The organism is Agathobaculum sp. NTUH-O15-33, from assembly GCF_033193315.1.
In the GTDB taxonomy this organism is placed as follows: domain Bacteria; phylum Bacillota; class Clostridia; order Oscillospirales; family Butyricicoccaceae; genus Agathobaculum; species Agathobaculum faecihominis_A.
On record NZ_CP136187.1, the window covers coordinates 1,865,694 to 1,891,569 of the forward strand.

Consider the following 25,876-nt stretch of genomic DNA (forward strand, 5'->3'; position numbering starts at 1 on the left):
GTTCAGCGGAGCGGCTTCTTGATGAAGCGGCTTCCGCTGAGCGCATTTTTTTATTCTTCCCGGGCCCAGCCTTTGCTGCGCCCCACGGCCTTGTCCCAGCCGCGCAGCAGTTCCTTGCGCCGCTCTTCGTTCATCTCCGGCTGGAATAGCGTATCGCAGCGCCACAGGCGGGTCAGCTCGTCCCGGTCGCGCCAAACGCCGGCGGCCAGTCCCGCCAAATAGCACGCGCCCAGCGCGGTCGTTTCGCGAATGACCGGGCGGCGGATGGCCAGCGCCGATATATCGGCCTGAAACTGCATCAAAAAGCCGTCCCGGCTCGCGCCGCCGTCCACCGAAAGCGTGGTTAGGGGCGCGCCCGTGTCGCGCGCCATGGCGGCGAGCAGATCGTTCACCTGATAGGCGATGGATTCCTGCGCGGCGCGGATGATATGCTCGCGCTTGGTGCCGCGCGTCAGCCCCAGCAGCGCCCCGCGCGCATACATGTCCCAGTGCGGCGCGCCAAGGCCGGTAAAGGCGGGCACCAGATAAACACCGCCGGTATCCGGCACCTTGCGGGCATAGTATTCCGCATCCCGGCTTTCGGAGAAAAAGCGCAGCTCGTCCCGCAGCCACTGGATCACCGCGCCGCCGACGAACACGCTGCCCTCTAAAGCGTACTGCGTCTCGCCGCCGAGCTGGACCGCAATGGTGGTCAAAAGCCCGTTTCGGCTTTCGCAGGGCGTTTCCCCCGTGTTCATCAGTAAAAAGCAGCCGGTGCCGTAGGTGTTCTTTGCGTCGCCGCGCTGAAAGCATGTCTGCCCGAACAGCGCGGCCTGCTGGTCGCCCGCGATGCCGCAGATCGGCACCTCGCCGCCGGGCAAAGAGACCGTGCCGTAAACCTCGCTGGAAGAACGCACCTCGGGCAGCATGGCGCGCGGGATATCGAGCGCCTCCAGCAGGGTGTCGTCCCAATCGAGGCGGTGGATGTCGTACAGCATGGTGCGGGAGGCGTTGGTCGCGTCCGTGATGTGCGTTTTGCCGCTGGTAAGCTTGTAAACGAGCCAGCTGTCGACCGTGCCGAACAGGATTTCGCCCCGCGCGGCCTTTTCCCGCGCGCCGTCGACATGGTCTAGGATCCATTTGATCTTGGTGGCGGAAAAGTAAGCGTCCGGTACAAGGCCGGTCACGCTTTTGATATGATCGGTCAGCCCGGCGGCTTTCAGTTCGTCCACGATATCGGCGGTGCGGCGGCACTGCCAAACAATGGCGTTGTAAATGGGGCGGCCGGTGGCCCGCTCCCACAGAATGGTCGTTTCGCGCTGGTTGACGATCCCGACGCCCGCGATCTCGGCGGGGGAAGCGCCCGAAACGGCCAGCACCTCCATCATCGCGGCGTATTGGGTCGACCAGATCTCCATCGGGTCCTGTTCGACCCAGCCCTCGTGCGGATAGTGCTGTTCCAGCTCGTGCTGGCGGATGGCAAGAATGTTCTGCTCCTGATCGAACAGGATGGCGCGGGATGAGGTCGTGCCCTGATCCAGCGCCAGTAAGTATGGGGCCATAACGGACTTCCTCCTTTCGGTTAAGCCTATCATACCCTCTTGCGGGCGGGCTTGTCAACCGGTGCAGGATCAGCCATTTTTAGTTGCATAAAGTGTAAAAATATGATATGATACTAACCAAGCATGGGGTCATGTATCCCAAAGCCGCTATATCGAATTTTTTTGTAAGGGAAGTCGTCATAAATGAGCGAAAACCAGAAGCAAACGATCTTTTCCGGCGTGCAGCCTTCGGGCAAACTCACGCTGGGCAACTACCTCGGCGCGATCCGCAATTTTCCGATCCTGCAGGAGGACTATAACTGCATCTACTGCGTGGTCGATATGCACGCGATCACCGTCCGGCAGGACCCCGCCGCGCTTCGCCGCGCCACGCTTGAGGTTCTGGCGCAATATATCGCCTGCGGCCTTGATCCGGAAAAGAGCACGCTCTTCATCCAGAGCCATGTGCCGGCGCACGCCGAACTGGCGTGGGTGCTCAACTGCTTCACCATGTTTGGCGAGGCCTCGCGCATGACGCAGTTCAAGGATAAGTCCGCCAAGCATGCCGACAACGTAAACGTCGGCCTGTTTACCTATCCGGTGCTGATGGCGGCCGATATCCTGCTGTACCAGACCAATCTGGTGCCGGTCGGCGTGGATCAGAGCCAGCACATCGAAATTTGCCGCGATATCGCAAACCGCTTTAACGGCGTGCACCCGAACACCTTCACCATCCCGGAAGGCTATTACCCCAAGGCCGGCGAGGGCGCGAAGGTGATGAGCCTGTCCGAACCGGAAAAGAAAATGAGCAAATCCGATGAAAACGAAAACGGCTACATCCTGCTGATGGATCAGCCGGACGCCATCATGCGCAAATTCAAGCGCGCCGTGACCGATTCGGACGCGCGCATCATCATGGACCCGCAGAACAAGCCGGGCGTTTCCAACCTGATCCAGATCTATGCGCTCGCCACCGGCAAGACGACCGCCGAGGTCGAAGCGGAGTTCGACGGCAAGGGCTACGGCGATTTCAAACCCGCCGTCGGCGAGGCCGTGGTAGAGCTGCTGCGCCCGATCCGCGAAACCACCGAGGATCTTTTGAACAACAAGGACTATCTGGAAAAGGTATATAACGAGGGCGCGCAGAAGGCCGCCTTCCTTGCGCGTAAAACGCTTGATAAGGTCTACAAAAAGGTTGGCTTTGTAAAACGCTGAACGCGCGCCGGAGAGGAATGGTGAAATGCCGGAATATACGGTAATATGGATGATTGTCGCCGCGTTTTTGGTCGCCGGCGTGTTATCTTATTTCTTTACGCCCTACGTGAAAAAATTTGCGCACAAGATCGGCGCGATCGACGTGCCCAAGGATACCAGACGCATGCATAAGGAGCCCATCCCGCGACTCGGCGGGCTTGGCATCTTCATGGCGTTTTTGTGCTCGATCCTGTTGTTCGGCAAGCTGGATACGCCGATGCTGTGCGTGCTGCTCGGCGCGCTCCTGATCGTTGTGCTCGGTATCTTTGACGATGTGATGGCGCTTGGCGCAAAGCTCAAGTTTGTCGTGCAGATCATCGCCGCGGCGATACCGGTCTGCATCGGCGGGCTGCGCATCGATATGTTTACCAATTTAAACCCCTTTTCGGATGATATGTATTTCCACCTTGGCATTTTCGCCATTCCGGTCACCATCATCTGGATCGTGGGCATCACAAACGCCGTCAATCTTATCGACGGGCTGGACGGCCTTGCGGTCGGCGTTTCGTCGATCGCGGCGATCACGATGCTCGCCGTGGCGCTGCTCACCGGCGAAATGGGCATCGCCATCACCATGGGCGCGCTGGCGGGCGCGTGCATCGGCTTTATGCCCTACAACCTCAACCCCGCCAAGATATTTATGGGCGATACCGGGTCGACCTTTCTCGGCTATATGCTGGCGACGGTGTCGATCATGGGCCTGTTCAAATTCTACGCGGTCATTTCGTTCGCTGTGCCGTTTCTTATTTTGGGCCTGCCGATTTTCGACATGGCGAACGCCATTATCCGCCAGCCTGGCCGAAGGGCGCAGCCCGATGAGCCCGGATCGCGGCCATGTGCACCACAAGCTGATCGATATGGGCTTTAACCAAAAGCAGGCGGTGGCCATTCTGTACGCCGTGAGCGGCACGCTGGGGCTTACCGCGGTCATCCTTACCTCGTCCGGCGAGGTCAAGGCGATCTTCCTGCTGCTGGCCGTGCTGGTCGCCATCATTGTGGGCGCATGCGTGATCTACGGGGCGGAGCACCACATGCGCCGCCGCCCGCCGGAAGGGGAGGAGCCGAAGAACGTCCCGCCCGCGCAGCCCGAAGAGAAGGAGAAAAATAGCGATGAACAAGATTAAAGTCATGACGGTTTTCGGTACCCGGCCGGAAGCGATCAAAATGGCGCCGCTCGTGCACGCGCTGCAAAAGAGCGATACGCTGGAATCCATCGTCTGCGTGACCGCGCAGCACCGTGAAATGCTCGATCAGGTGCTTGATATTTTTGATATCAAGCCTGATTACGATCTGAATATCATGCAGCCCCGGCAAACGCTGGCGCTCATCACCGAAAAATCCCTGCACGGCCTGGACGAGGTGCTCGAACAGGCGCAGCCCGATATCGTTCTGGTGCACGGCGATACCTCCACCACGTTCGCCGGCGCTTTGGCGGCGTTTTATCACAAGATCCCGGTCGGACATGTCGAGGCGGGCCTGCGCACCTATGATAAATACTCGCCCTTCCCGGAAGAAATGAACCGCAAGCTGGTCGGCCAGATCGCGTCCCTCCATTTCGCGCCGACCGTGCGCAACCGCGACAACCTCGCCCGCGAGGACATCGCGCAGGGCGTGTCCATCTGCGGCAACACCGTGGTGGACGCGATCCATATGACTGTGAAAAACGATTTTGCATTTCGCGACGAACAGCTGAAAGCGCTCGATTTTGCAAACAACCGCGTGGTGCTGGTCACCGCGCACCGCCGTGAAAACTATGGCGAGGCGATGGAGAATATCTGCCGCGCGATCGCTGAGCTTTCGGCGGCGTATCCGGACGTTCACTTTGTCTACCCGGTGCACCTAAGCCCCTATGTGCGGGAGACCGCGGAGAAATTCCTCGGCGGCAACGAGCGCATCCACCTGATTCATCCGCTCGCCGTGGATGAAATGCACAACCTGATGGCGCGCTGCTACCTTATCATGACCGATTCCGGCGGCTTGCAGGAGGAGGCGCCCAGCCTTGGCAAGCCCGTTCTGGTGCTGCGCCGCGAGACCGAGCGGCCGGAGGCCATCGAAGCCGGCACGGTAAAGCTTGCCGGCGTTGACCGTGAAACCATCGTTTCGCTGGCGCGCGAGCTGTTTGACGATCCGGCCGCCTATGCCGCGATGGCGCATGCGGTCAATCCTTATGGCGACGGCAAGGCCTGCGAGCGCATTTTGCAGGCGATCGAGCACTTCTTCGGCCTGCGGGACGACGGCCCCGCGCCTTTCCAGCCGTGAAGCCGCCGAAAAAGCGCCGCCTTACGCCGCCCATGATCGCGTCGATCGGCGCTACGGTGCTGGTGATAACGCTGTTTTTAAGCTATCTGTTTTCTTCCGGGCTGCTGCATCCGCGCGGCGCCGGAATCGAGCTGCCGGGAGAAAACGACGGCGCGCCCGTTGTGACCACGGGCAGCAAAACGCTGACCGTGCAAAGCGTGTACGATGTTGAGATCGGCGTGTCCAACGCAAAGCAGGTGATCGCCTCGCTTACCCGGCCCGAAGCATACAGCTACCGGGTGGAAAACCGGCTTGCCTACACGGGCGGTTCCTCCGCGCTTTATTGCCAGCGCTACGCGCGGGGCGGCGCGGTGCGCACCGATACCGTGGACGCGGCGGGAACTGTGCAGTCCACGCTGTTGCGGGTGGACGGCGTCGCCTACGCCTGGAACGCGGGCGACAGAAGCTTTTACAAAGGCTCTTGGGGCGATTTTTCCGACGATGCCGCCGCCATGCTGCCCACCTATGAGGATGTGCTGGAGGACGGGCTCGCCTACACCGCGGCGGGCAAGCAGGAGATTGAGCTGGAGCCTTGCGTCTATGTAGAATTTGAAAAGGACGGCTACCGCTGCCGGTACGATATTTCGGCGGTGAGCGGTCTTTTACGCGCCGCCTCCTTTTACGAAGGGGAAACGCTCGTCCGTCAGGTAACGGTGAGCGAACTGAAACTGGAAACCCCGGCGGACGAGCTGTTCCAGCTGCCGAACGGGCAAAGCATATTGGGAGAATAAAAGTTTATGTCTGACTACCTTGCCATATCAGAGGAGATTCGCGCGCTCGGCCGGCAGGCCGAGCGCGAAATCATGCCTTATTTTTCGCGTATCAATGAGATCTGCGAAGAAAATACAGAGAAAGTTCTGGCGGCGTTTGCCAAGAACCGCGTGTCCGACAACCTGTTCGCGGGCACGACCGGCTATGGCTACGACGACCACGGGCGAGATACCTTGGACCGCATCTATGCCGATCTGTTCGGCACGGAGGCGGCCCTCGTGCGTATCGGCTTTGTAAACGGTACGCACACGTTGTCCTGCGCCATGTTTTCCGCCGTTTCCACGGGGGATACCGTGCTTTCCGTCACCGGCCCCGCGTACGATACGCTGCAAAATACCATTACCGGCGATGGGTGCGGCAGTATGAAGCGCTACGGCATCGGTTACAAACAGGTCGATCTCGTGGACGGCCGACCCGACCTGCCCGCGATAGACAAGGCTGTGCGGGACGACGCGGTAAAGCTCGTCTTTATTCAGCGTAGCCGCGGGTATGCGGTGCGGCAAACGCTGTCCTGCGCCGAGATCGGCGAAATCTGCAAAACAGTGCGCGAGGCTGGCTCGCGGGCGGTTATCATGGTCGATAACTGCTACGGTGAGTTCGTGGAAACGATCGAACCGACGCAGGTCGGCGCCGATCTGGTCGCGGGTTCGCTGATTAAAAACCCCGGCGGCGGCCTCGCGCCCACGGGCGGCTATATCGCGGGCCGCGCCGATCTGGTGGAAAACGCCTCCTACCGGCTGACCGCGCCCGGCATCGGCGGCGAATGCGGCGCCACGCTTGGGCAGAACCGGCTGCTGTATCAGGGCATTTTCATGGCCCCGCATACGACGGCGCAGGCGCTCAAAACCGCGATTTTTTGCGCAAAGGTCATGGAAATGCTCGGCTATGAGGTCAGCCCCAAGGCGGAGGAGCCGCGCTACGACATTATCCAGACCATCGCCTTCGGCGCGCCCGATCCGCTGCGCCGCTTTTGCGAAGGCATACAGGCCGGCGCGCCGGTCGATTCGTTCGTAACCCCGGAGCCGTGGGCAATGCCGGGCTATGACGATCCGGTGATCATGGCGGCGGGCGCATTCGTGCAGGGCGCTTCCATCGAGCTTTCTGCCGATGCGCCGATGCGCGAGCCCTATGTATGCTACATGCAGGGCGGTCTTACCTATTCCTCCGGCAAGGCGGGGATTTTGCTAGCGGCCGAGCGCATCCAAAAACAGCGCCGCGCTTGAGCGTTTTTTCTATGCGCCGGCAAGCGTCGGAATATTGCATCGTTACGCTGTTTATGGTACAATATTTTGGATAAGAACGTTAATTTGCGTAAAGGATTCGTTTTTATATGACAATAATCGGCATTGATCCCGGATATGGCACGATCGGCTACGGCGTGGTGCGGTATGAAAAGTTTCAGTTTACGCCGGTGCAGTACGGGGCCATCAAAACCAGTCCCGGCATGCCGATGCATCTTCGCTTGGCTGAGATCTATGACGACCTGTGCACGCTACTCGATACCTTTCACCCGGATGAGGCTTCGATTGAAGAGCTGTTTTTCAACTCCAATATCACAACCGGCATTCAGGTGGCGCAAGCGCGCGGGGTCATCTTGCTCGCACTGGCGCAGAAGGGGCTGCACCCGGCTTCCTATACGCCAAGTCAGGTCAAGCAGTCGGTCGTGGGCTATGGCAAAGCCGAAAAGAAGCAGGTGATGGAAATGACCAAGAACATTCTGCACCTGACCAGCATCCCACGGCCGGACGACGCGGCGGATGCGCTGGCGCTCGCCATTTGCCACGGGCACTCGGCGGGTTCGATCCGCTATCATGAGAGGTAACTATGTTTTATTATCTGGAAGGAACGGTCGCGCTGCTTCAGCAAGGGCTGGTGGTGATCGATTGCGGCGGCGTGGGCTATGCGTGCCATGCTTCGCAGAACACCGTCGGCAGCCTGAAAATGGGCGCGCGCGCCAAATTGCTCACCCATTTAAATGTGCGTGAGGATATTTTTGAGTTATACGGCTTCAGCGACGAGGAAGAGCGCTCTTGCTTTGAAATGATGATCGGGGTGTCGGGCGTCGGCCCCAAGGCGGCGCTTTCTATTTTGTCCGTCGCGCCGCCCGACCGGCTGGCGCTCTCCATCATCACGGGCGATGAGAAGCTTTTGACGCAGGCCCCCGGCATCGGCAAGAAAATCGCCCAGCGTATCATTTTAGAGCTGCGCGACAAAATGAGCAAGGAGCAGCTCGAAGCGGGCGCGTCGGCCGTGCCCGCCGCGCAGGCGTTTGCCGCGGGCGGCGCCAACCATACGCAGGAGGCGGTCGCGGCGCTCATGGTGCTTGGCTACAGTCAGGCCGAAGCGCTCGCCGCCATGAAGGGCCTCGACACCGCTCATATGGAGGCGGACGAGATCATCCGCCAGAGTCTGGAAGAAGCTCGCGGCACAGTAAGGAGCAGGAACACTTGAGTATAGAATTTTCCGGCGGTATGACGGATGACGAGCGCATCATCTCATCCCGCCCGCTGGACGGCGACGAGACCGATCCCTCCCTGCGCCCCAAAACCATGGCGGACTACGTCGGCCAAACCAAGGCGAAGGAAAATTTACAGGTTTACATCGAAGCGGCAAAGCTGCGCGGTGAATCGCTCGATCACACGCTGCTGTACGGCCCGCCCGGCCTTGGCAAGACCACGCTCGCCGGTATCATCGCTGCTGAGATGGGCGTTAACATCCGTGTGACCAGCGGTCCGGCGATCGAAAAAGCGGGGGATTTGGCGGCCTTATTGACAAATCTTTCGGAAAATGATATTTTGTTTATCGACGAGATCCATCGTCTCGACCGCAGCGTGGAAGAGATACTCTATCCGGCGATGGAGGATTACGCGCTCGATATCATCATCGGCAAGGGCCCTTCGGCCCGGTCGATCCGGCTCGACCTGCCGAAGTTTACGCTCATCGGCGCGACCACGCGGGCGGGGCAGATGACCTCGCCGCTTCGCGACCGTTTCGGCGTTTTGCTCCGGTTGGAGCTGTATTCGCCGGAGGAGCTGTGCCGCATCGTCGAACGCTCGGCCGGTATCCTAAACGTGCCTTGCGAGCACGAAGGCGCTTTAGAGATCGCGCGCCGCAGCCGCGGCACGCCACGTATCGCCAACCGTCTGCTGCGCCGTGTGCGCGATTTCGCGCAGGTGCGCGGGCAGGGGACGATCGATAAGAAAAACGCCGATATCGCGCTGCGCGCCCTAGAGATTGACGAGCTTGGGCTTGACAACATCGACCGGCGCATGCTGCAAAGCATTATCTTAAACTATGGCGGCGGCCCGGTCGGTCTCGACACGCTGGCCGCGACCATCGGCGAAGAATCGATCACGCTGGAGGACGTGTACGAGCCGTATCTCATGCAGATCGGTTTTCTCAGCCGCACGCCCCGCGGGCGGTGCGTGACGCTGCAAGCTTACCGCCATCTGGAAATGGAACCGGCGGACGGGCAGCAAATGATGTAGCGGATGATAAAATGAAAACAGGAAGCGGCGCTCAAAAGGTGCGTTCCTTACAATAGCGATCCTCAAAACTTGGAAAGTTGGGTGTTTTAATTTGGGTAGATACTTTGGAACAGACGGCGTGCGCGGCGTTGCTAATTCGGAGCTGGACGCACTGCTCGCCTTCAAGATCGGCGCGGCTGCCGCTTATGTACTGACGCAGGAACTGGAGAAGGACGGCAAAGCCAAGCTGCTGATCGGTAAGGATACGCGCATTTCCTCTGATATGCTGGAAAACGCATTGGTCGCGGGCATTTGCTCGGTCGGCGCGGATGTGGAGCTGCTCGGCGTTATCCCGACCCCGGCGGTCGCCTTCCTTACCATCAAGCACAAGGCGGACGCGGGCATTGTGATCTCCGCGAGCCATAACTCGTTTGAATACAACGGCATCAAGATCTTCGCGGGCAACGGCTATAAGCTGTCCGACGACATGGAGAGCAAGATCGAGGACTTGATCGACGATCTGGATTCCATCCCCAAGGTAACGCACGAAAAGCTGGGCCGCGTGCTGCGCAGCGCGATCGACCCGGTCGTGGAATACACCGACCATTTGGCCGAGACCATTCAGGGCGATCTTTCCGGCCTGCGCGTTGCGATCGATTGCGCCAACGGCGCGTCCTCCACCACGATCCGCCGCCTGACCCGTTTGGTCGAATGCAAGAGCGAGATCCGCTTTAACGAGCCGGACGGCATCAATATCAACGACGGCTGCGGCTCCACCCATTTGGAGCAACTCAAGACGCGTGTGCGGAACGGCGAGTTCGACCTCGGCGTTGCGTTTGACGGCGACGCCGACCGTTGCCTGATCGTAGACGAGACCGGTGAGGAGCTGGACGGCGACCGCATCATGGCGGTTTGCGCGGCCCGTATGAAGCGCGAGGGCAAGCTGCGCGGCGGCGCGTTCGTGGCCACCGTGCTGTCCAACATGGGCCTGCACGCCTATGCGGAAAAGAACGACATGCGGATCGAGTGTTCCAATGTGGGCGACCGGTATGTGCTGGAAATGATGCTGGAAAAGGGCTATATACTGGGCGGCGAGCAGTCCGGCCACGTTATTTTCTTAGAATACGCTTCCACCGGCGACGGCGAGCTGACCGCGCTGCAGTTTATGTCCATTCTCAAAGAGAGCGGCAAGAAGTGCTCTGAGATCGCGCAGGAGGTTGTGCCGTGGCCGCAGCTCATGGTAAACGTCAAGGTGCCGAACGATAAAAAGTCGAAGCTGCACGAGCTGCCGCCCGTGCGCGAGGCGATCGAGGCGGCCGAGGCGGAGCTCGGCGAGGACGGCCGCATTCTGGTGCGTCCTTCAGGCACCGAAGCGCTCGTGCGCGTCATGGTGGAAGCCAAGGACAGCGCGAAAGTGGATTCTTTGGCAAAAAGTGTTGCAAAGGTCATAGAGTCTGTCGTATAATAGAAAAATAGCCAAAGCTATTTTCTCATAAAATCATATTTTTATTGCGCGGCAATAAAATGCACCAATGGGGGTGGGCGTGGTTTTCTCACGTCCACCCGTTTTTTAGCAAAGGAGGGGATGCGGCCCGATACAACTGAATTACATGAAGCGCCAGAACTGCGGTGCAGCCGGTATCGCAGTTGACGAGGAAAGGGTAAATCGAAGTTTTCGGCGGATGCCCTTCGGCCACGAGTGAGTTGGTCGTCAGCAGGCTGAGGAAAACGCGCGGGCGACCGCGCGGACAGAGCAGACCTGCGTAACGCACTATTTTTATGCCCAAAATTAAAAAACTGCGAGAAATTAAATCATTCGTATATTGAGAGGATCATTTATAATATGTGTGGAATCGTTGGATTTACCGGGCGCGAAAACGCGCTGCCTGTATTGATCAAGGGCCTGTACAGTCTGGAATACCGCGGCTATGACTCGGCCGGCGTCGCGGCATTTACGAAGGAAGGGCTGCGCGTCGTCAAGACCCAAGGCCGTATCGCGAATCTGGAAGAAAAGATCAAGGAAGAGGGAGGACTTTGCTGCACCTGCGGCATCGGCCATACCCGCTGGGCGACCCACGGCGAGCCGTCCGACCGCAACTCTCACCCGCATCTCGGCGGCAAGGACGGCATGGGCAAGGTCGCCGTGGTACATAACGGCATTATTGAAAACTATCAGGATCTGCGCACGCGTTTGGAAAAGCATGGATACGCGTTCCAGTCCGAGACCGATACCGAAACCGTCGCCCACCTGATCGACTATTTGCACACCGGCAAGCAGGAGGATCTGGCGCAGACCGTGCTGGCCGCCGTGCAGCGCATTCGCGGTTCCTATGCGCTCGGTGTCGTTTCGCTCGATAATCCGGATGAGATCGTCGCCGCCAGACGCGATAACCCGCTGGTCATCGGTTTGGGCAAGGAAGAAAACATGATCGCGTCCGATATCACCGCCATCATCAGCCGGACCGACCGGTACATTATTTTGGACGATAACGAGGTGGCGATCGTCCGCCCGGACGGCGTTACCGTGATGAACGAGTTCGGCGAAACGCTCGATAAGCCGGTGCAGACCGTGACTTGGGACATGTCCGCCGCGGAAAAGGGCGGTTACGAGCACTTTATGATCAAGGAGATTATGGAGCAGCCCAAGGCGGTCGGCGACACGGTACGCCCCCGCATCCAGAACGACAGCATTTTGTTCGAGGAGTGCGGCCTAACGGATGAGCGCCTGCGCGAGATCGAAAATATTCATATCGTCGCCTGCGGCTCGGCGCTGCACGCCGGTATGGTGGGCAAGCGCGTGATCGAAAGCATGTGCCGCGTGCGCTGTTCGGCTGAGGTGGCAAGCGAATTCCGCTATGAAAACCCGATCATCGGCAAGAAGGATCTGTGCATCGTCGTCAGTCAGTCGGGCGAAACCGCGGATACGCTGGCCGCCATGCGTCTGGCCAAGCAGGCGGGCGCGTTTACGGTCGCAATCGTCAATGTGGTCTCTTCTACGATCGCGCGCGAAGCGGACGGCGTGCTGTACACATGGGCCGGGCCGGAGATCGCTGTCGCTACCACCAAAGCCTATTCCGCGCAGCTTGCGGCGCTTTATATGATCTCCGTGCGGATCGCGCGGGTGCGCGGCCATATTTCGATCGGCGACGAAAAGGCGCTGTGCGCCGAGCTGCGCCGTTTGCCCCGTTTGATCGAGCAGACGCTTGCCTGCAAGGAACAAATGCAGCGTATCGCCACCCGATACGCCAACCGCGCGTCCGTCTTCTTTTTAGGGCGCGGGCTGGATTATGCCGCCGCGCTGGAAGCCTCGCTCAAGCTCAAGGAGATCAGCTATGTACACTCTGAAGCCTATGCGGCGGGAGAACTGAAACACGGAACCATCTCGCTGATCGAGAAGGGCACGCTCGTCGTTGCGCTCGCCACACAGCCCGCCCTATTTGAAAAAACCGTGTCCAACATTCGCGAGGTGGTATCGCGCGGAGCAAGCGTCGTTCTCGTCACGACGGACGATTTTACCGGCGATGAATCGGTTTGCCGCCATATCGTGCGTTTGCCCAAGTGCCTTTCGGAATTTTCCGCGTCCCTTTCGATTATTCCGTTGCAGCTTCTGGCATACTATGTAGCGGTGGAACGCAGCTGCGACGTGGATAAGCCGCGCAATCTGGCAAAGTCGGTCACGGTCGAATAAATTAAAGCGTTTTGCCGAAGTTGATTGTCTAATTAGCACAAAAATCAAAATCGAAATTTGGCGGAAAATCAATAGGTTCCACAAAAATTACTTGACAAAATGGATTCTTTCGCCTATAATGAGAAGCGACATGAGAAACGATAAGGAATTTGAGGCATTTGCCGCCCTATCCGATGAAGCTTTGTGCCAAATGGCGCAGCAGGGCAAGGGCGAGGCAACAGAAGCGCTCGTTTCGCGGTATTCCCGGCTGGTAAAGACCTGCGCGCGCCCCTACTTTTTGGTTGGCGCCGACGCGGAGGATTTGCTGCAGGAGGGCATGCTTGGACTGCTCAAGGCGATCCGCGAATACGACGAAGCACAAAAAACGCCGTTCGGCGCGTTTGCGCGCCTATGCGTCACCCGGCGGATCTATACCGCGGTGCGTGCGGCGGCGGCGCTCAAGCACGATCCTTTAAATCGTTCCCTGTCCTTTGATCGACCTCTGTTTGAAGACCTTGCTCAATCGCACACCCGGGTTGCGGCACCGATCGGTGACCCCGAATCGCTGGTGATCGGCAATGAGGAACGGGCGGAGCTGATACGCAGGCTCTATTCGCTCCTGTCTGAATTCGAGGCAAAGGTTTTAACATTGTTTCTAGACGGCCTGTCCTATGAGCAAATGGCCGAAACACTGCATAAACCAATCAAGTCTGTGGACAATGCCATCCAGCGCATCAAGCGAAAATCGGCAGCTATCAAACCCCAATAGGCGATTGCAGGCAAAAGAAGCCTGTACGCAATAAATCTAGGTTCCCGAGGGAACGGTATCAAAGAGAGGTAAAAAGCATGTACGAAGACAAGACTTTAGTATGCAAGGAATGCGGTCAGGAATTTGTATTCACCGCAGGTGAGCAGGAGTTTTACGCAGAGCGCGGCTTCCAGAACGAGCCCCAGCGCTGCAAGAACTGCCGCGATGCCCGCAAGAATGCTGCCCGCGGCCCTCGCGAGTATTTCACCGCAGTCTGCGCTTCCTGCGGCGGCGAGGCGAGAGTTCCGTTCGAGCCCAAGTCCGATCGCCCGGTATATTGCAGCGAGTGCTTCGCCAAGATGCGCGAAGAGGGCTAATTTTTTAGCTTATTACCCGCAAAATCAGCGTCCGAGAGTTTTCTCGGACGCTTTTTTTAATTTTAGCAAATAAGTATTTCAGACGTGATAAATATGATATTTTGATTGAATTTTCTGTTTTTCTGCGGTATACTATAAGAAATCAAACAAACGAGTTAAGGAGGTTCATCATGGCTGCTGTCACGAAGAAAACCACGATCGGCGAGGTTTTGGCCCGCGATCTGAACACGGCGCCCTTTTTCACGGAAATGGGCATGCACTGTCTGGGGTGTCCGGCTTCGCAGGGCGAAAGCATCGAGGAAGCCTGCATGGTTCACGGCACGAATGCGGACGAGCTGGTTGAAAAGCTCAACAGCTTTTTCGGAGAATAAGCTAGTAGGAAACCGGGCCGGCTAAAGCCGGCCCGGTTTTTTTTGAGGAGACTATGGAAAGTTTGATTTTAACGCCGCGCCTTGACTGCCTTGCATCGCTGGTGCCGCAGGGCGCGCATCTGGCCGATATCGGCACCGATCACGGCAAGCTGCCGATCAGCCTGCTAAAGGCGGGCCGCGTACAGAGCGCCGTCGGCTCGGATATCGGCGCGGGACCGCTCCGACACGCCGAACAAAACGCGCGGGATCACGGCGTTTCGCTGCCGCTTCGCCTTGCGCCCGGCCTTGACGCGATCGCTCCTGACGAGTGCGATACCGTTTCGATCGCGGGCATGGGCGGGCAGACCATTGCGGAAATATTGGATGCCGCGCCGTGGGCGATTGACGGCGGTCATCTGCTGTTGCTCCAGCCTATGACGGGCGCTCCCGAGCTGCGCCAATGGCTGTGGCAAAACGGCTGCCGCATCGTTGAGGAAACGATCTGCCGCGAAGGCGCGCGCCGCTGGTACATTGTGATCAGCGCCCGGGGCGGGGCGGATAAGCGGGAAAAACCGCTTTCCGCCTGCCATGTTTCAACCGCGCTGTTGCGGGCGGCCGGTGCGAAGGAATATCTGGCACACCTGCTGCGCATTGAAACGCACGCGCTGGCCGGTATGGAGCAGGGCAGCGCGGTCGATGAAGCGCGCCTCGCGGCGCAGCGCGATACCGTTACGGCGCTTCGGGACGCTATGGAGGGATTATGATGATAACCGTACAGGATATCCTGACTTTTTTAGAGGGCTTTGCCCCATACGAGCTTGCTGAAAGCTGGGACAACGTCGGCCTATTGGCTGGCGACCGCGTGCAGCCGGTCTCTTCCGTTCTCTGCGCGCTCGATATCACCGAGCAGGTGGTGGAGGAGGCGGCCGCGCTCGGCGCACAGCTGATCGTGGCCCATCATCCGGCGATCTTCACTTCGGTCAGCCGGGTCACGGCGGATGATACCACGGGCCGCCTGCTGCGCGCGGCGATCCGAAACGAGATCGCGCTCATCTGTATGCACACCAACGCGGACTGCGCGCAGGGCGGCGTAAACGATGCGCTGGCCGCCGCGTTGTTCCTGACCGGCGTATCCAATATGGAAGCCGGGGAAAACGGTATGCTGGGCCGTGTCGGCACGTTGCCGCGCGAAATGCAGCCCGAGGAGTTTGTCCGCTACGTCAAGGACTGCCTGAACGCGGGCGGCGTGCGTTACTGCGACGGCGGCCGGGCCATCCGCCGTGTCGCGGTCGGCGGCGGCGCCTGTGGCAAAATGATGGATCAGGCGCTCGCAAAGGGCGCGGAAGCCTTTGTGATAGGCGATTGCAGCTACGACTTGATGCAGCGCGCACAGGCCCTTGGCCTGACGCTGGTGGACGCCGGGCATTTTCCAACCGAAAACCCGATGACCGCCGTGTTTGCAGAGCAGATCAGGGGCGCTTTTCCCAAGCTTACGGTCAAAACATCGGCGAAGCACGCCGATTGCATCCAATTTATATAAGGAAGGTTTATTATGCCACTCGACGCAATCTGCCTTGGGGCAGTAGTGCACGAACTGAACGCGGCGCTCATGGGCTGTCGCGTGGAAAAAGTATATCAGCCCGACCGGGACGAGATTGTGCTGCAAACGCGCGGCGTGGGCGGCGCAAAGCGCCTGCTGCTCTCGATCGCGGCGGGCGCGCCGCGCGCGCACTTTATCGAAGCCGCGCGGGAAAACCCCGCCGCGCCGCCCATGTTTTGCATGCTGATGCGCAAGCATGTGCAGGGGGCCAAGATCGCCGCCATTTCCCAGCCCGCGACCGAGCGCATGTTCACCATCGAGCTGGACACCAACGATGAAATGGGCGTGCCCTGCAAAAAGCGCCTGATGTGCGAACTCATGGGCAAGCACTCCAATCTGGTTTTATGCGGCGAGGATGGGCGCGTCATCGATTCGCTGCGCCGGGTGGACGGTGATATATCCGGCAAGCGGCAGGTAATGCCGGGCCTGTTTTACCGCATGCCGCCCGCGCAGGATAAGCGCGATCCCTTTGGGCTGACCGGTGAAACGCTGACCGCCCTGCTGCGGGAGGGCGACCCGGAGACAGCGCTCGACCGCGCGCTGCTCGGCCTGCTGCTCGGCTTTTCGCCGCTGTTGTGCCGTGAGATCGCGTTCCGCGCGACCGGAAACGTACAGCAGCCCCTGCGCGAATTGACGGAAAAGGACTACCGTGCGATTGCGCAGGCGTTCGACGCTTTTTGCGCCGACGTCAAAGGGGGACGCTTTTCGCCCACGCTTCTGACCAGGCGCGAGGACGGCGCGGTGTTCGATTTCTCCTGCACGCCCATTGCGCAATACGGCGACTTTTTGCAAACAACGGTGTTTGACAGCTTTTCCGCTTTGCTCGCCGCCTTTTACGAGAAAAAAGGCAAGGCCGAGCGCATGGCGCGCCGCACGCAGGATTTGCGTAAAACCGTACAGAACGCGCGCGACCGGCTGGCGCGTAAAATCGCCGCCCAGCAAAAGGAGCTTGCCCAAACGCACGACCGTGATAAGCACAAGCGCATAGGCGACTTGATCACGGCCAACCTGTACCAGATCGAAAAGGGCATGAACAAGGTCCGCGCGGTGGACTATTACGACGAGACCTGCCCAGAGGTCGAGATTACACTCGATATCAGGCTTACGCCACAGCAGAACGCGCAGCGCTACTTTAAGCTTTATAACAAGGCCAAAACAGCCGAACAGATGCTCACCGTACAGCTGGCGCAGGGGCAGGACGAGCTGCAATACCTCGATAGTGTGCTTGCCCTGATCGAGGAAGCGGAAAACGAACGCGATCTGGCCCAGCTTCGCGAGGAGTTAACGCAGACAGGCGTGCTCTCCAAAAAGCAGACAAGGAACAAACGCGGTCAGGCGCGGCCCGCTTCGGCTAAACCCTACCACTACCGCACCAGCGACGGGTTTGATGTGTTTGCGGGTAAAAACAACCTGCAAAACGATCTGCTCACGCTGAAAACCGCGCTGAAAAGCGATATTTGGTTTCACACACAGAAAATCCATGGCTCCCACGTCATTCTCGCGGTCGACGGCCGCGAGCCGACCGATCAGGCCATGACCGAAGCCGCGATGATCGCGGCGTACCACTCCAAGGCGCGTACCTCGTCGCTGGTTCCGGTCGATTATACGCCGGTACGTCAGGTGAAAAAGCCCGCCGGCGCAAAGCCGGGCATGGTCATTTATCACGTTTACCAAACGGCGTATGTCACACCGGACGAAGCGGCGATCGAAAAGCTGCGCGTGGAATAAACAGAAAGGAACACCTCATATGATCCTATCCGGTCAAGAAATTTTAAAGCACATCGGCAAGGAGATCAAAATTATTCCGTTTGATGAAAAACGGATCAATCCAAACAGCTATAACCTGTCCTTGGCGGATGAACTGCTTGTCTATGACAACGAAGTGCTGGATATGAAGAAGAATAACAGAGCGCACCGCATTTTTATCCCGGAAAACGGTTTGCTTCTCGAACCCAATCGCCTCTATCTGGGCCGCACGAACGAATACACCTCGACCGATGGCTATGTGCCCATGCTGGAGGGGCGTTCTTCGACCGGCCGACTTGGCCTTTTTATCCACGTCACCGCGGGCTTTGGCGATGTGGGTTTCCGGGGCTATTGGACGCTAGAGATCTTCTGCGTGCAGCCCATCCGAATATATCCCAATGTCGAGATCTGTCAGATATACTACCATGATATCCACGGCGAGTATACCCCCTATGAAAGCGGTAAGTACCAGAACAACGTTGGCATTCAGCCCAGCTTGCTGTATAAAGATTTTGAAAGGTCGGTTGAATTTTAAAACAGTGGCCACCGGAATACTTATTTCCGGTGGCCTTACTGATTAACTATTCTTCCATCAGCTGCATGGCGTTGTAAAGCAGCTCACACGCGGTCTGGCGGGAGATCGCGTCGCTCGGCTGCTGCATTTCGGAAAGGGGAGAGAGCACCTGCAGCCGGTTCAGCGAGCCGATCGCGGATTGCGCCCAATCCATTTCCGTTGAGTGTTCCGAGGCGTAGGCCGCTTCGGCGCCCTGAAGCGTTTCGGTCAGCAGATTATTGACGACAACGCAGGCCTCGGCCAACGTGATCGGATTTTGCCCGCGGATCTCGGCATAGCCGCCCGCGGTACGGTAGCCGCTGACCAACCCGCTGGACGCCGCGGCGCTGACATAGGGCTTGGCCCACGGAGAGAGGCCGCCGTCGTCGGCAAAATCGGTCTGCTCGGTCGGTTCAAGCGGCAGATCGGCCACGGCGGAAGCCATTGCAATGAACTCGCTGCGTGTGATCGGCTGTGCTGGATGGAAAAAAGAGCAGTCGCCGATCTTTTCCCCCGTCATCACGCCGGCTTCGGATAAACAGATGGCCGCGTAATGGGATGGATTGCCTTCCATATCCGCGTAGGTCAGCTTAGAGCGGTTCTTCACCACGGTTACCGTTACCGTGGCGGCGGGTGCGGTATTGCCGTTTTCATCCACCGCGGTGTAAGAAAACTTATCCGTACCGGCCTTTTTGCCCGGTGTGTAGCGCAGTACCGCGCCGTCGATCTGAGCCGTGCCTAGTCGCGGCTGCTCGGTTAGCTGGTACAGGGCAATGTCGTTGTCCTCGTCGGTCGCGGTGAGCGTCAGTTCGATCGGCACACCCAGACAGGTTTCGCCATGAACGCTTTGTGCAATGGGCGGCGCGCCGTCCGCGGGCACGGTTTTCAATCCCGCAGCCAGCGCATAGCCGGAAAACAGCACGGTGATCGGCAGCAGGACCGCGCAAAACAGCAATTTTTTATCCTTTAACATTGTTATTACACCCCTTGAAAGGTTCTCTTGCCCAAAGGATGCACCAATTTCCCGAAAATCATACGTCAAACATAGTTTATTTCTGCCTATTTATCAAAAAATATAGCGGGAAAGTAAAAACACCGGCAAAAAACTTGTCTAAAACGCTGCATTGTGTCATAATAGCAACAGACAGATATTGCTTTGGAAGGAGATTTTTCATGGAAAATCATCAGTTGATCCTGGTGCTAGACTTTGGCGGCCAGTATAACCAGCTGATCGCGCGCCGCGTGCGCGAACAACATGTATACTGCGAGGTCAAAAGCTACAAGACCCCGCTGAGCGAAATCAAGGCGATGCAGCCCGCGGGCATCATTTTCACCGGCGGCCCCAATAGCGTATACGACGATGCCTCGCCGCGCTGCGGCAGGGAAGTGCTGGAACTCGGCATTCCGGTGCTCGGCATCTGCTATGGCTGCCAGTTGATGGCGCACCTTTTGGCCGGCACGGTATCCGACGCCGCCGAAAAGAGCGAATACGGCAAGACTGAGGTGCGGCTCGACCGCACGAGCACGCTGTTTTCCGATCTGCAAGAAAACGAAATTTGCTGGATGAGCCATACCGACTTTATCGCGAACGCGCCCGAAGGTTTCCGCGTCACCGCGACTACCGCGACCTGTCCGACCGCCGCGATGGAAAACGCGGAAAAGAAGCTGTACGGCGTACAGTTCCACCCGGAGGTCAATCACACGCCGCACGGTACGGATATGCTTCGCCACTTTGTATACGACGTGTGCGGCTGCACCGGCGATTGGACGATGGGGAAATACATCGAAAATCAGCTTGCTTCGATTCGCCGGCAGGTGGGGGATGGTAAGGTGCTTTGCGCCCTTTCCGGCGGCGTCGATTCAAGCGTAGCCGCGGCGCTTCTCAGCAAAGCGGTCGGCCGCCAGTTGACCTGTGTGTTCGTCGATAACGGCCTGATGCGTAAAAACGAAGGCATCGAGGTGGAAGAGGCATTCAAAACCCGCTTTGACGCAAACTTTGTCCACGCAAAGGCGCAGCAGCGCTTCTTAAACCGTTTAAAGGGGCTGAGCGAGCCCGAAGCCAAGCGCAAGGCCATTGGCGAAGAGTTCATCCGTGTGTTTGAGGACGAAGCCAAGAAGATCGGCAAGGTCGATTTTCTGGTGCAGGGCACCATCTATCCGGACGTGATCGAGTCCGGCCTTGGCGATTCGGCGGTCATCAAGAGCCACCACAATGTCGGCGGCCTGCCTGACGTCGTCGATTTCGAGGAATTGATCGAGCCGCTGCGCATGCTCTTTAAGGATGAAGTGCGGCAGATGGGCTTGGAGCTTGGCCTGCCCGAGCATCTTGTTTGGCGCCAGCCGTTTCCGGGCCCGGGTCTGGGCATCCGTGTGATCGGCGAGGTGACCGAGGAAAAACTCGCCATTCTGCGCGAGGCCGACGCGATTTATCGCGAAGAGATCGCGAACGCAGGGCTGGACCGCTCGATCAGCCAGTATTTCGCGGTGCTGACCGATATGCGCTCGGTCGGCGTCATGGGCGACGGCCGCACGTATGATTACACGCTCGCTTTGCGCGGGGTGACCACCACGGACTTCATGACTGCGGATTGGGCGCGCATTCCCTATGAGGTGCTCGACCGCGTATCCATCCGTATTGTCAACGAAGTGGGCCATATCAACCGCATCGTGTATGATATCACCTCCAAACCCCCGGCAACGGTGGAGTGGGAGTAAAAACGATCCCCCAAACCTTATGTTTAGGTTTGGGGGATTTTTTGACAGGGTTCCGTATCAGCGGTATTGCAAATATTCCATGAAGCGCTTGACCGCTATGGATGCGGAACGCTGATCCCGTAGGGCCAGACCTATGCTGCGGTAAGCGGGTACCTCCAATTCTTTTGCAACGATGCGATAAGGAACCCGCCTGAGAATCAGCTGGGGCAAAATGCTGATACCAAGGCCGCTTTCCACCATCGACATGATCGCATAGTCATCCCAAGTGGTAAAATGTACGTTAGGCGATATCTTGCACCGGTCAAATATTTCGGAGACCTCAGCTTTTTCGCCTTTTTCTAGCAGCATGAACGGATCGTTGCATAACGCGGCGACCGGGAATCTATCACACCCTGCCAAGGGGTGCGCTTCTGGTAAAATGACGAGCAGCTCGTCCTGCTCCAAGAAAATCGTTTGCAGCTCCGGGTGCGTGGGCAGGCGAAGAAAACCGCAATCGACGCGGCCTGTTAGGATCCACTCCTCGATTTCTTTATAGTCGCCCAGCAGCAATTCATACTCAATGTTGGGATAGTCTTTTTGAAATTCCCGGATGATGTTCGGCAGCCAATGGGTCGCGACGCTGGAAAAGGTGCCGATCCGGATCAGGCCGGCTTGCAGCCCGTTCAGTTCGTCTACCTGCATTTGCAGCTTGCGGTATTCCGTGCAGACGCTTTGGGCATGCGGCAGCAGCTTGAGACCGTCGGAAGTCAGGCGAACCCCGGCGCGTCCCCGTTCCAGCAAGGTGATCTTCCACTCCTTCTCCAAATCGTTGATCATGCGGCTGATGCCGGATTGGGAATAGCTCAGTACCTCGGCGGCCTTTGTAAAGCTGCCATACTCTACTGTTTTAAGGAACGCCATGTATTTTTGTATGTTCATATCCATGCAGTACCGATTCCCCTTTTATATTCGATTTTATCATAGAATATATGAAAAACATTCGCTTTTGTGCTTATAGAAGATATGGTACACTATATCCAAAAGAAATGCAATGGGGAGAGGTACCGAAATGATTTTACAAAGCACCCTGCAAAGGCTGCGGCCAGTAACCGATCGAAACCAAAAAGAGAAGCAGAGGATCACGGAGCACGCGCACATCAAATATTTTGCCGCACTGCTGTTATTCGGGACAAACGGCATTGTAGCCAGTCATATTGCGCTGACCAGCTATGAAATCGTTCTGCTGCGCACGTTGATCGGTAGTCTGCTGTTACTGATTATTTTCTTGTTTCACAAGGGAAAACTTACTTTTGGGAAACACAAGCGGCAGTTTCTCTTTTTTATCCATATCGGGTGTTGCGATGGGCGCTAGTTGGATGTTCCTGTATGAAGCATACCAGCAGATCGGGGTCGGTATTGCGTCGCTGGCCTATTACTGCGGGCCGGTCATTGTTATGGCGCTTTCGCCGCTTTTGTTTGGTGAAAAGCTGACGCCGACGAAAATGATTGGTTTTGTTGCGGTGCTGTGTGGGATCTATCTTGTCAACGGCAGAGCACTGCAAGAGGGCGGTATAGGTTGGGGACTCTTCTGTGGCGGCATGTCCGCGATCATGTATGCGGCCATGGTGATCTGCAACAAAAAGGCTGCGTGTATTACCGGGTTGGAAAACGCCATGCTGCAACTCATTTTCAGTTTTATAACCGTAGCCGTTTTTGTCTACGTAAAGCAGGGCTTGTTCATTCGGATAGAAAGCTCGGATTGGGCGCCTATCCTTATGCTCGGCTTACTCAACACAGGAATTGGATGTTACTTTTATTTTTCTTCGATCGGTAAGCTGCCGGTGCAGTCAGTGGCGGTGTGCGGTTATTTGGAACCGCTTTCAGCCGTTGCTTTTTCAGTGCTGCTGCTTCATGAAACCCTGTTGCCGGTACAACTCATCGGGGCGGTGTTAATCATCGGCGGCGCGGTCTTTAGCGAACGCAGTGGAAAAATCGGACAGACTAGATGAACCGCCAAATTCGTCTTGTGTATGGGACCCGGCGCAAACAAAGACCGCGTCTACTTGACAAATCGAGCGTATTCATCCACAATGAAGGCAGTTCTATATAAAGGAGTGGCATGAAATTGATCGATATGCAGAAGGACGCCGCCCTAAAAGGCTTGCAGTTGCCCTTTGGCGTGCTTGAGGTTTGGTATCCGGATCCATCTGGTTGGGATACGGCGGGTTTTGAGGCGCTGAAGCGGAGGGAGCTGGACGAGATCATGCTTCTGGCGCCTGAGTATGACCGCAAACGAGATTTCAGCGAGGACCCTTATTTTCGTTATTTTCGTAAATTCAAAAAGACCTATCCGGTCATGGCGCAGCTCGAGAGTTTTTTGCTCAAGGGCCGGCCGTTTCCAGAATGGAGCCCCATCAATCAAGTAGCGTTTTTGACTGAACTGAAAACGCGCGTGCTGCTGGGCACGCATGACGTGGAACGTGTGCAGGGCCCGGTCACACTTTATCGTCCGGCTGCTGAGGAGTCCTTTACCGGCATGGGCGGGCGCGAAAGTCACTCATATAAGGGCGATTTGACCGGTCGCGATGATGGCGGCATTATCCTCAGCATGATCGCCGGACCGGACGAGCGCACCTGTTTACAGGAGGATACGCTGCACCCCGTTTATTTGGTGTTTGCGCCCGAAGGCTACCCGGCGGCTCGGGTGGAGAACTGCCTTGAACAGATTGCGGCGTATGTCCGCGCGCTCGCGCCCGGCGCGCGCATGGAGCGTCTTGTCCTATAACCGCGCCGTCCATGGTGAAACGCTTGCATTCAAAAGAAAAATACGGTATGATTAAATATATTAACCGTATAGAAAGATGGAGGGACTGCAATGAAGCAGGATATGATCGTTATCCTTGACCTTGGCAGCGAAGAAAACCCCAGACTGGCCCGCGAGATCCGCGCGCTGGGCGTGTACAGCGAGATCCACCCGCATGATATCACGGCGGCGGAGCTGGACGCGTTGCCGGGCGTAAAAGGCATTATTTTAAACGGCGGCCCCAACCGTGTGGTGGACGGGGTAGAGATCGACGTGGCAAAGGAAGTTTATAATTACAACGTACCCGTGCTGCTTGCCGATCATAAGGGCGATAAGCCATGGCCCGCGGACGAAGGCGAACGCAAAACCGCGCTGTCCAACTTTGTATTCGACTTGTGCGGCGCGCAGCCCAACTGGAACATGGAAAACTTCATTGCGGATCAGATCGAGCTGATCCAGCGGCAAGTGGGGGATCGCAAGGTGCTACTGGCGCTTTCCGGCGGTGTGGATTCCTCGGTCGTCGCGGCGCTGCTGATCAAGGCGATCGGAAAGCAACTGACCTGCGTGCATGTCAACCACGGTCTGCTGCGCAAGGGCGAACCGGAGCAGGTCGTTTCGGTGTTCCGCGATGAAATGGACGCGAACCTTATCTATGTGGACGCGGTAGACCGTTTTCTGGACAAGCTCGCGGACGTGACCGATCCGGAGCAGAAACGCAAGATCATCGGCGCGGAGTTTATCCGTGTGTTCGAGGAGGAAGCGCGGAAGCTTTCCGGTATCGAATTTTTGGCGCAGGGTACGATTTACCCGGATATCATCGAAAGCGGCACGAAGACGGTCAAGGCGGTAAAGAGCCACCACAACGTCGGCGGCCTGCCGGAGGACATGGACTTTGCGCTGGTCGAGCCTCTGAAAATGCTCTTTAAGGACGAGGTGCGCGCCTGCGGCGTAGCTCTTGGTCTGCCGGAGAGCATGGTCTACCGCCAGCCTTTCCCGGGCCCCGGCCTCGGCGTGCGCTGCCTTGGCGCGATCACGCGCGACCGTCTGGAAGCCCTGCGCGAAGCGGACGCCATCCTGCGCGAAGAGTTTGACAAGGCCGGTCTAGCCGGTAAGGTGTGGCAGTATTTCACCGTCGTACCGGATTTCAAGTCGGTCGGCGTGCGTGATAACGCGCGCTCGTTCGAGTGGCCCTGCATCCTCCGCGCGGTCAATACGGTGGACGCCATGACCGCCACGATTGAACTGATCGATTGGCCGGTATTGCAGCGCATCACCGACCGCATCACCCATGAAGTGCCCGGCATCAACCGCGTTCTGTACGATCTGACTCCCAAGCCGGTCGGCACGATCGAGTGGGAATGATTTCAGAGACGAAAAAAGCCTGTAATCACGGGACTTTTTGAGGATTAACGCCTTTCGTGGCAACGAAATGGCAACAGATTTTCATTATTCATAAGTAAAGAGCTAACTGATTTTGATTAAGTCAGTTAGCTCTTTTTGTTATGCATCAATTTCCCGTTATTGATTAAGTAAGTTCTTTCCATTGGTATCAATATATTTAGCTCCTAAGACACCAGCGCCAATTATGAGAGCCCCAAGGATAACACCACCTATAGTGTTCAATAGTTTTCCCTTGAATGCCTTTCCCTCCGTATCTTTGAGCCCAATTTTATCAGCAACTTCAATCATTTTGTCCGCAAAATACTTTCTATCCTCATTTGAAAGATCCTCCCTTTTGAGCATGGCACTTAGCTCATCTAATACTTGTTTATATGCTTCAATACTCTGAATGGAACTTTGCTTATCATCTTCCAAAGCTGTGTTGCAGACATCTTTCATAATGTTGAGCATCTCCACAGAGCTTTTGGAGAATTCCGGGAACTGCTCAATGATTCTTATAGCGACTTCGCTGTCTACGTTAGGTAAAACAGATACAAAGTTCATCAGTTTATCTTTTGAGAGATGGCGCCAATCTGAAATACCTATGGCAGCTTTTACTTGCTCCTCTGTTGTCAAAATGTTTGACAT

At 57.3% G+C, this 25,876-nt stretch carries 25 protein-coding genes and 1 pseudogene; 22 read left to right on the forward strand and 4 right to left on the reverse strand.

What is annotated here, in order from left to right; translation table 11 throughout:
- Positions 1–50: 50 nt before the first annotated feature.
- On the reverse strand, positions 51–1,541 hold the full coding sequence (gene glpK / locus RWV98_RS09445; protein ID WP_317865471.1) for a glycerol kinase GlpK: 1,491 nt from the start codon (positions 1,539–1,541) through the stop codon (positions 51–53).
- A 183-nt stretch (positions 1,542–1,724) separates the two neighbouring features.
- On the opposite strand from glpK, the gene trpS reads away from it, so the two are divergent.
- The 18 genes from trpS (at position 1,725) to dcd (ending at position 18,333) form a co-directional block, all read left to right on the forward strand.
- Positions 1,725–2,735: a tryptophan--tRNA ligase gene (gene trpS / locus RWV98_RS09450; protein ID WP_280960524.1), complete on the forward strand. Its 1,011-nt coding sequence runs from the start codon at positions 1,725–1,727 to the stop codon at positions 2,733–2,735.
- A 25-nt stretch (positions 2,736–2,760) separates the two neighbouring features.
- Positions 2,761–3,642, forward strand: coding sequence for a glycosyltransferase family 4 protein (locus RWV98_RS09455; RefSeq protein WP_317865474.1), 882 nt, complete (start codon positions 2,761–2,763; stop codon positions 3,640–3,642).
- The gene (locus tag RWV98_RS09460; protein ID WP_317865476.1) at positions 3,590–3,898 is read left to right on the forward strand and encodes a hypothetical protein; all 309 of its coding nucleotides are present in this window, start codon (positions 3,590–3,592) and stop codon (positions 3,896–3,898) included. The genes RWV98_RS09455 and RWV98_RS09460 overlap by 53 nt, the downstream gene beginning before the upstream one ends.
- Positions 3,885–5,033 carry a non-hydrolyzing UDP-N-acetylglucosamine 2-epimerase gene (gene wecB, locus RWV98_RS09465; protein WP_317865478.1) on the forward strand — a complete coding sequence of 383 codons (1,149 nt, stop codon included), beginning with the start codon at positions 3,885–3,887 and terminating at the stop codon, positions 5,031–5,033. Before RWV98_RS09460 ends, wecB begins: the two co-directional genes overlap by 14 nt.
- Positions 5,030–5,803, forward strand: a complete 774-nt coding sequence (locus RWV98_RS09470; protein ID WP_317865480.1) for a hypothetical protein — start codon at positions 5,030–5,032, stop codon at positions 5,801–5,803. The genes wecB and RWV98_RS09470 overlap by 4 nt, the downstream gene beginning before the upstream one ends.
- A gap of 6 nt (positions 5,804–5,809) precedes the next feature.
- Positions 5,810–7,066 (forward strand): methionine gamma-lyase family protein, encoded by a 1,257-nt coding sequence (locus RWV98_RS09475; protein ID WP_317865482.1) that lies wholly within the window; start codon positions 5,810–5,812, stop codon positions 7,064–7,066.
- 107 nt (positions 7,067–7,173) lie between these two features.
- Positions 7,174–7,665: a crossover junction endodeoxyribonuclease RuvC gene (gene ruvC / locus RWV98_RS09480; protein WP_280960529.1), complete on the forward strand. Its 492-nt coding sequence runs from the start codon at positions 7,174–7,176 to the stop codon at positions 7,663–7,665.
- A 2-nt stretch (positions 7,666–7,667) separates the two neighbouring features.
- Positions 7,668–8,294 (forward strand): Holliday junction branch migration protein RuvA, encoded by a 627-nt coding sequence (gene ruvA / locus RWV98_RS09485; protein WP_317865484.1) that lies wholly within the window; start codon positions 7,668–7,670, stop codon positions 8,292–8,294.
- Positions 8,291–9,331, forward strand: a complete 1,041-nt coding sequence (gene ruvB, locus RWV98_RS09490; RefSeq protein ID WP_317865486.1) for a Holliday junction branch migration DNA helicase RuvB — start codon at positions 8,291–8,293, stop codon at positions 9,329–9,331. Before ruvA ends, ruvB begins: the two co-directional genes overlap by 4 nt.
- A gap of 91 nt (positions 9,332–9,422) precedes the next feature.
- The gene (glmM, locus tag RWV98_RS09495) at positions 9,423–10,775 is read left to right on the forward strand and encodes a phosphoglucosamine mutase (RefSeq protein WP_317865488.1); all 1,353 of its coding nucleotides are present in this window, start codon (positions 9,423–9,425) and stop codon (positions 10,773–10,775) included.
- A 378-nt stretch (positions 10,776–11,153) separates the two neighbouring features.
- Positions 11,154–12,998 carry a glutamine--fructose-6-phosphate transaminase (isomerizing) gene (gene glmS / locus RWV98_RS09500; RefSeq protein WP_317865490.1) on the forward strand — a complete coding sequence of 615 codons (1,845 nt, stop codon included), beginning with the start codon at positions 11,154–11,156 and terminating at the stop codon, positions 12,996–12,998.
- Between the two features lie 130 nt (positions 12,999–13,128).
- Positions 13,129–13,746 (forward strand): sigma-70 family RNA polymerase sigma factor, encoded by a 618-nt coding sequence (locus RWV98_RS09505; RefSeq protein ID WP_280960534.1) that lies wholly within the window; start codon positions 13,129–13,131, stop codon positions 13,744–13,746.
- 77 nt (positions 13,747–13,823) lie between these two features.
- Positions 13,824–14,102 carry a zinc-ribbon domain containing protein gene (locus RWV98_RS09510; RefSeq protein WP_280960535.1) on the forward strand — a complete coding sequence of 93 codons (279 nt, stop codon included), beginning with the start codon at positions 13,824–13,826 and terminating at the stop codon, positions 14,100–14,102.
- Positions 14,103–14,272: 170 nt separating this feature from the next.
- The gene (locus tag RWV98_RS09515; RefSeq protein WP_280960536.1) at positions 14,273–14,473 is read left to right on the forward strand and encodes a DUF1858 domain-containing protein; all 201 of its coding nucleotides are present in this window, start codon (positions 14,273–14,275) and stop codon (positions 14,471–14,473) included.
- A gap of 53 nt (positions 14,474–14,526) precedes the next feature.
- Positions 14,527–15,216 carry a tRNA (adenine(22)-N(1))-methyltransferase gene (locus RWV98_RS09520; RefSeq protein WP_317865494.1) on the forward strand — a complete coding sequence of 230 codons (690 nt, stop codon included), beginning with the start codon at positions 14,527–14,529 and terminating at the stop codon, positions 15,214–15,216.
- A complete protein-coding gene (locus tag RWV98_RS09525) occupies positions 15,216–15,992 on the forward strand; it encodes a Nif3-like dinuclear metal center hexameric protein (protein WP_317865496.1) in 777 nt (258 codons plus the stop codon). The genes RWV98_RS09520 and RWV98_RS09525 overlap by 1 nt, the downstream gene beginning before the upstream one ends.
- 12 nt (positions 15,993–16,004) lie before the next feature.
- A complete protein-coding gene (locus tag RWV98_RS09530; RefSeq protein ID WP_317865498.1) occupies positions 16,005–17,780 on the forward strand; it encodes an Rqc2 family fibronectin-binding protein in 1,776 nt (591 codons plus the stop codon).
- Between the two features lie 19 nt (positions 17,781–17,799).
- Positions 17,800–18,333 (forward strand): dCTP deaminase, encoded by a 534-nt coding sequence (dcd, locus tag RWV98_RS09535; protein WP_317865500.1) that lies wholly within the window; start codon positions 17,800–17,802, stop codon positions 18,331–18,333.
- Positions 18,334–18,379: 46 nt separating this feature from the next.
- On the opposite strand, the gene RWV98_RS09540 is transcribed toward dcd, so the two are convergent.
- The gene (locus tag RWV98_RS09540; RefSeq protein WP_280960541.1) at positions 18,380–19,324 is read right to left on the reverse strand and encodes an Ig-like domain-containing protein; all 945 of its coding nucleotides are present in this window, start codon (positions 19,322–19,324) and stop codon (positions 18,380–18,382) included.
- Between the two features lie 200 nt (positions 19,325–19,524).
- Between RWV98_RS09540 and guaA (RWV98_RS09545) the strand changes: the two genes are divergently transcribed.
- The gene (gene guaA, locus RWV98_RS09545; protein ID WP_317865503.1) at positions 19,525–21,066 is read left to right on the forward strand and encodes a glutamine-hydrolyzing GMP synthase; all 1,542 of its coding nucleotides are present in this window, start codon (positions 19,525–19,527) and stop codon (positions 21,064–21,066) included.
- Between the two features lie 57 nt (positions 21,067–21,123).
- On the opposite strand, the gene RWV98_RS09550 is transcribed toward guaA (RWV98_RS09545), so the two are convergent.
- A complete protein-coding gene (locus tag RWV98_RS09550; protein WP_317865505.1) occupies positions 21,124–21,990 on the reverse strand; it encodes a LysR family transcriptional regulator in 867 nt (288 codons plus the stop codon).
- Positions 21,991–22,114: 124 nt separating this feature from the next.
- On the opposite strand from RWV98_RS09550, the pseudogene RWV98_RS09555 reads away from it, so the two are divergent.
- The 3 genes and pseudogenes from RWV98_RS09555 (at position 22,115) to guaA (RWV98_RS09565) (ending at position 25,210) form a co-directional block, all read left to right on the forward strand.
- A pseudogene (locus RWV98_RS09555) lies at positions 22,115–23,054 on the forward strand (DMT family transporter).
- 116 nt (positions 23,055–23,170) lie between these two features.
- Positions 23,171–23,830, forward strand: coding sequence for a hypothetical protein (locus tag RWV98_RS09560; protein ID WP_317865507.1), 660 nt, complete (start codon positions 23,171–23,173; stop codon positions 23,828–23,830).
- Positions 23,831–23,920: 90 nt separating this feature from the next.
- Complete coding sequence (gene guaA, locus RWV98_RS09565; RefSeq protein ID WP_317865509.1) at positions 23,921–25,210, forward strand: glutamine-hydrolyzing GMP synthase; 1,290 nt, start codon at positions 23,921–23,923, stop codon at positions 25,208–25,210.
- A 156-nt stretch (positions 25,211–25,366) separates the two neighbouring features.
- Here the strand turns inward: guaA (RWV98_RS09565) and RWV98_RS09570 are convergent, their stop codons facing one another.
- Positions 25,367–25,876 (reverse strand): hypothetical protein, encoded by a 510-nt coding sequence (locus RWV98_RS09570; RefSeq protein ID WP_317865511.1) that lies wholly within the window; start codon positions 25,874–25,876, stop codon positions 25,367–25,369.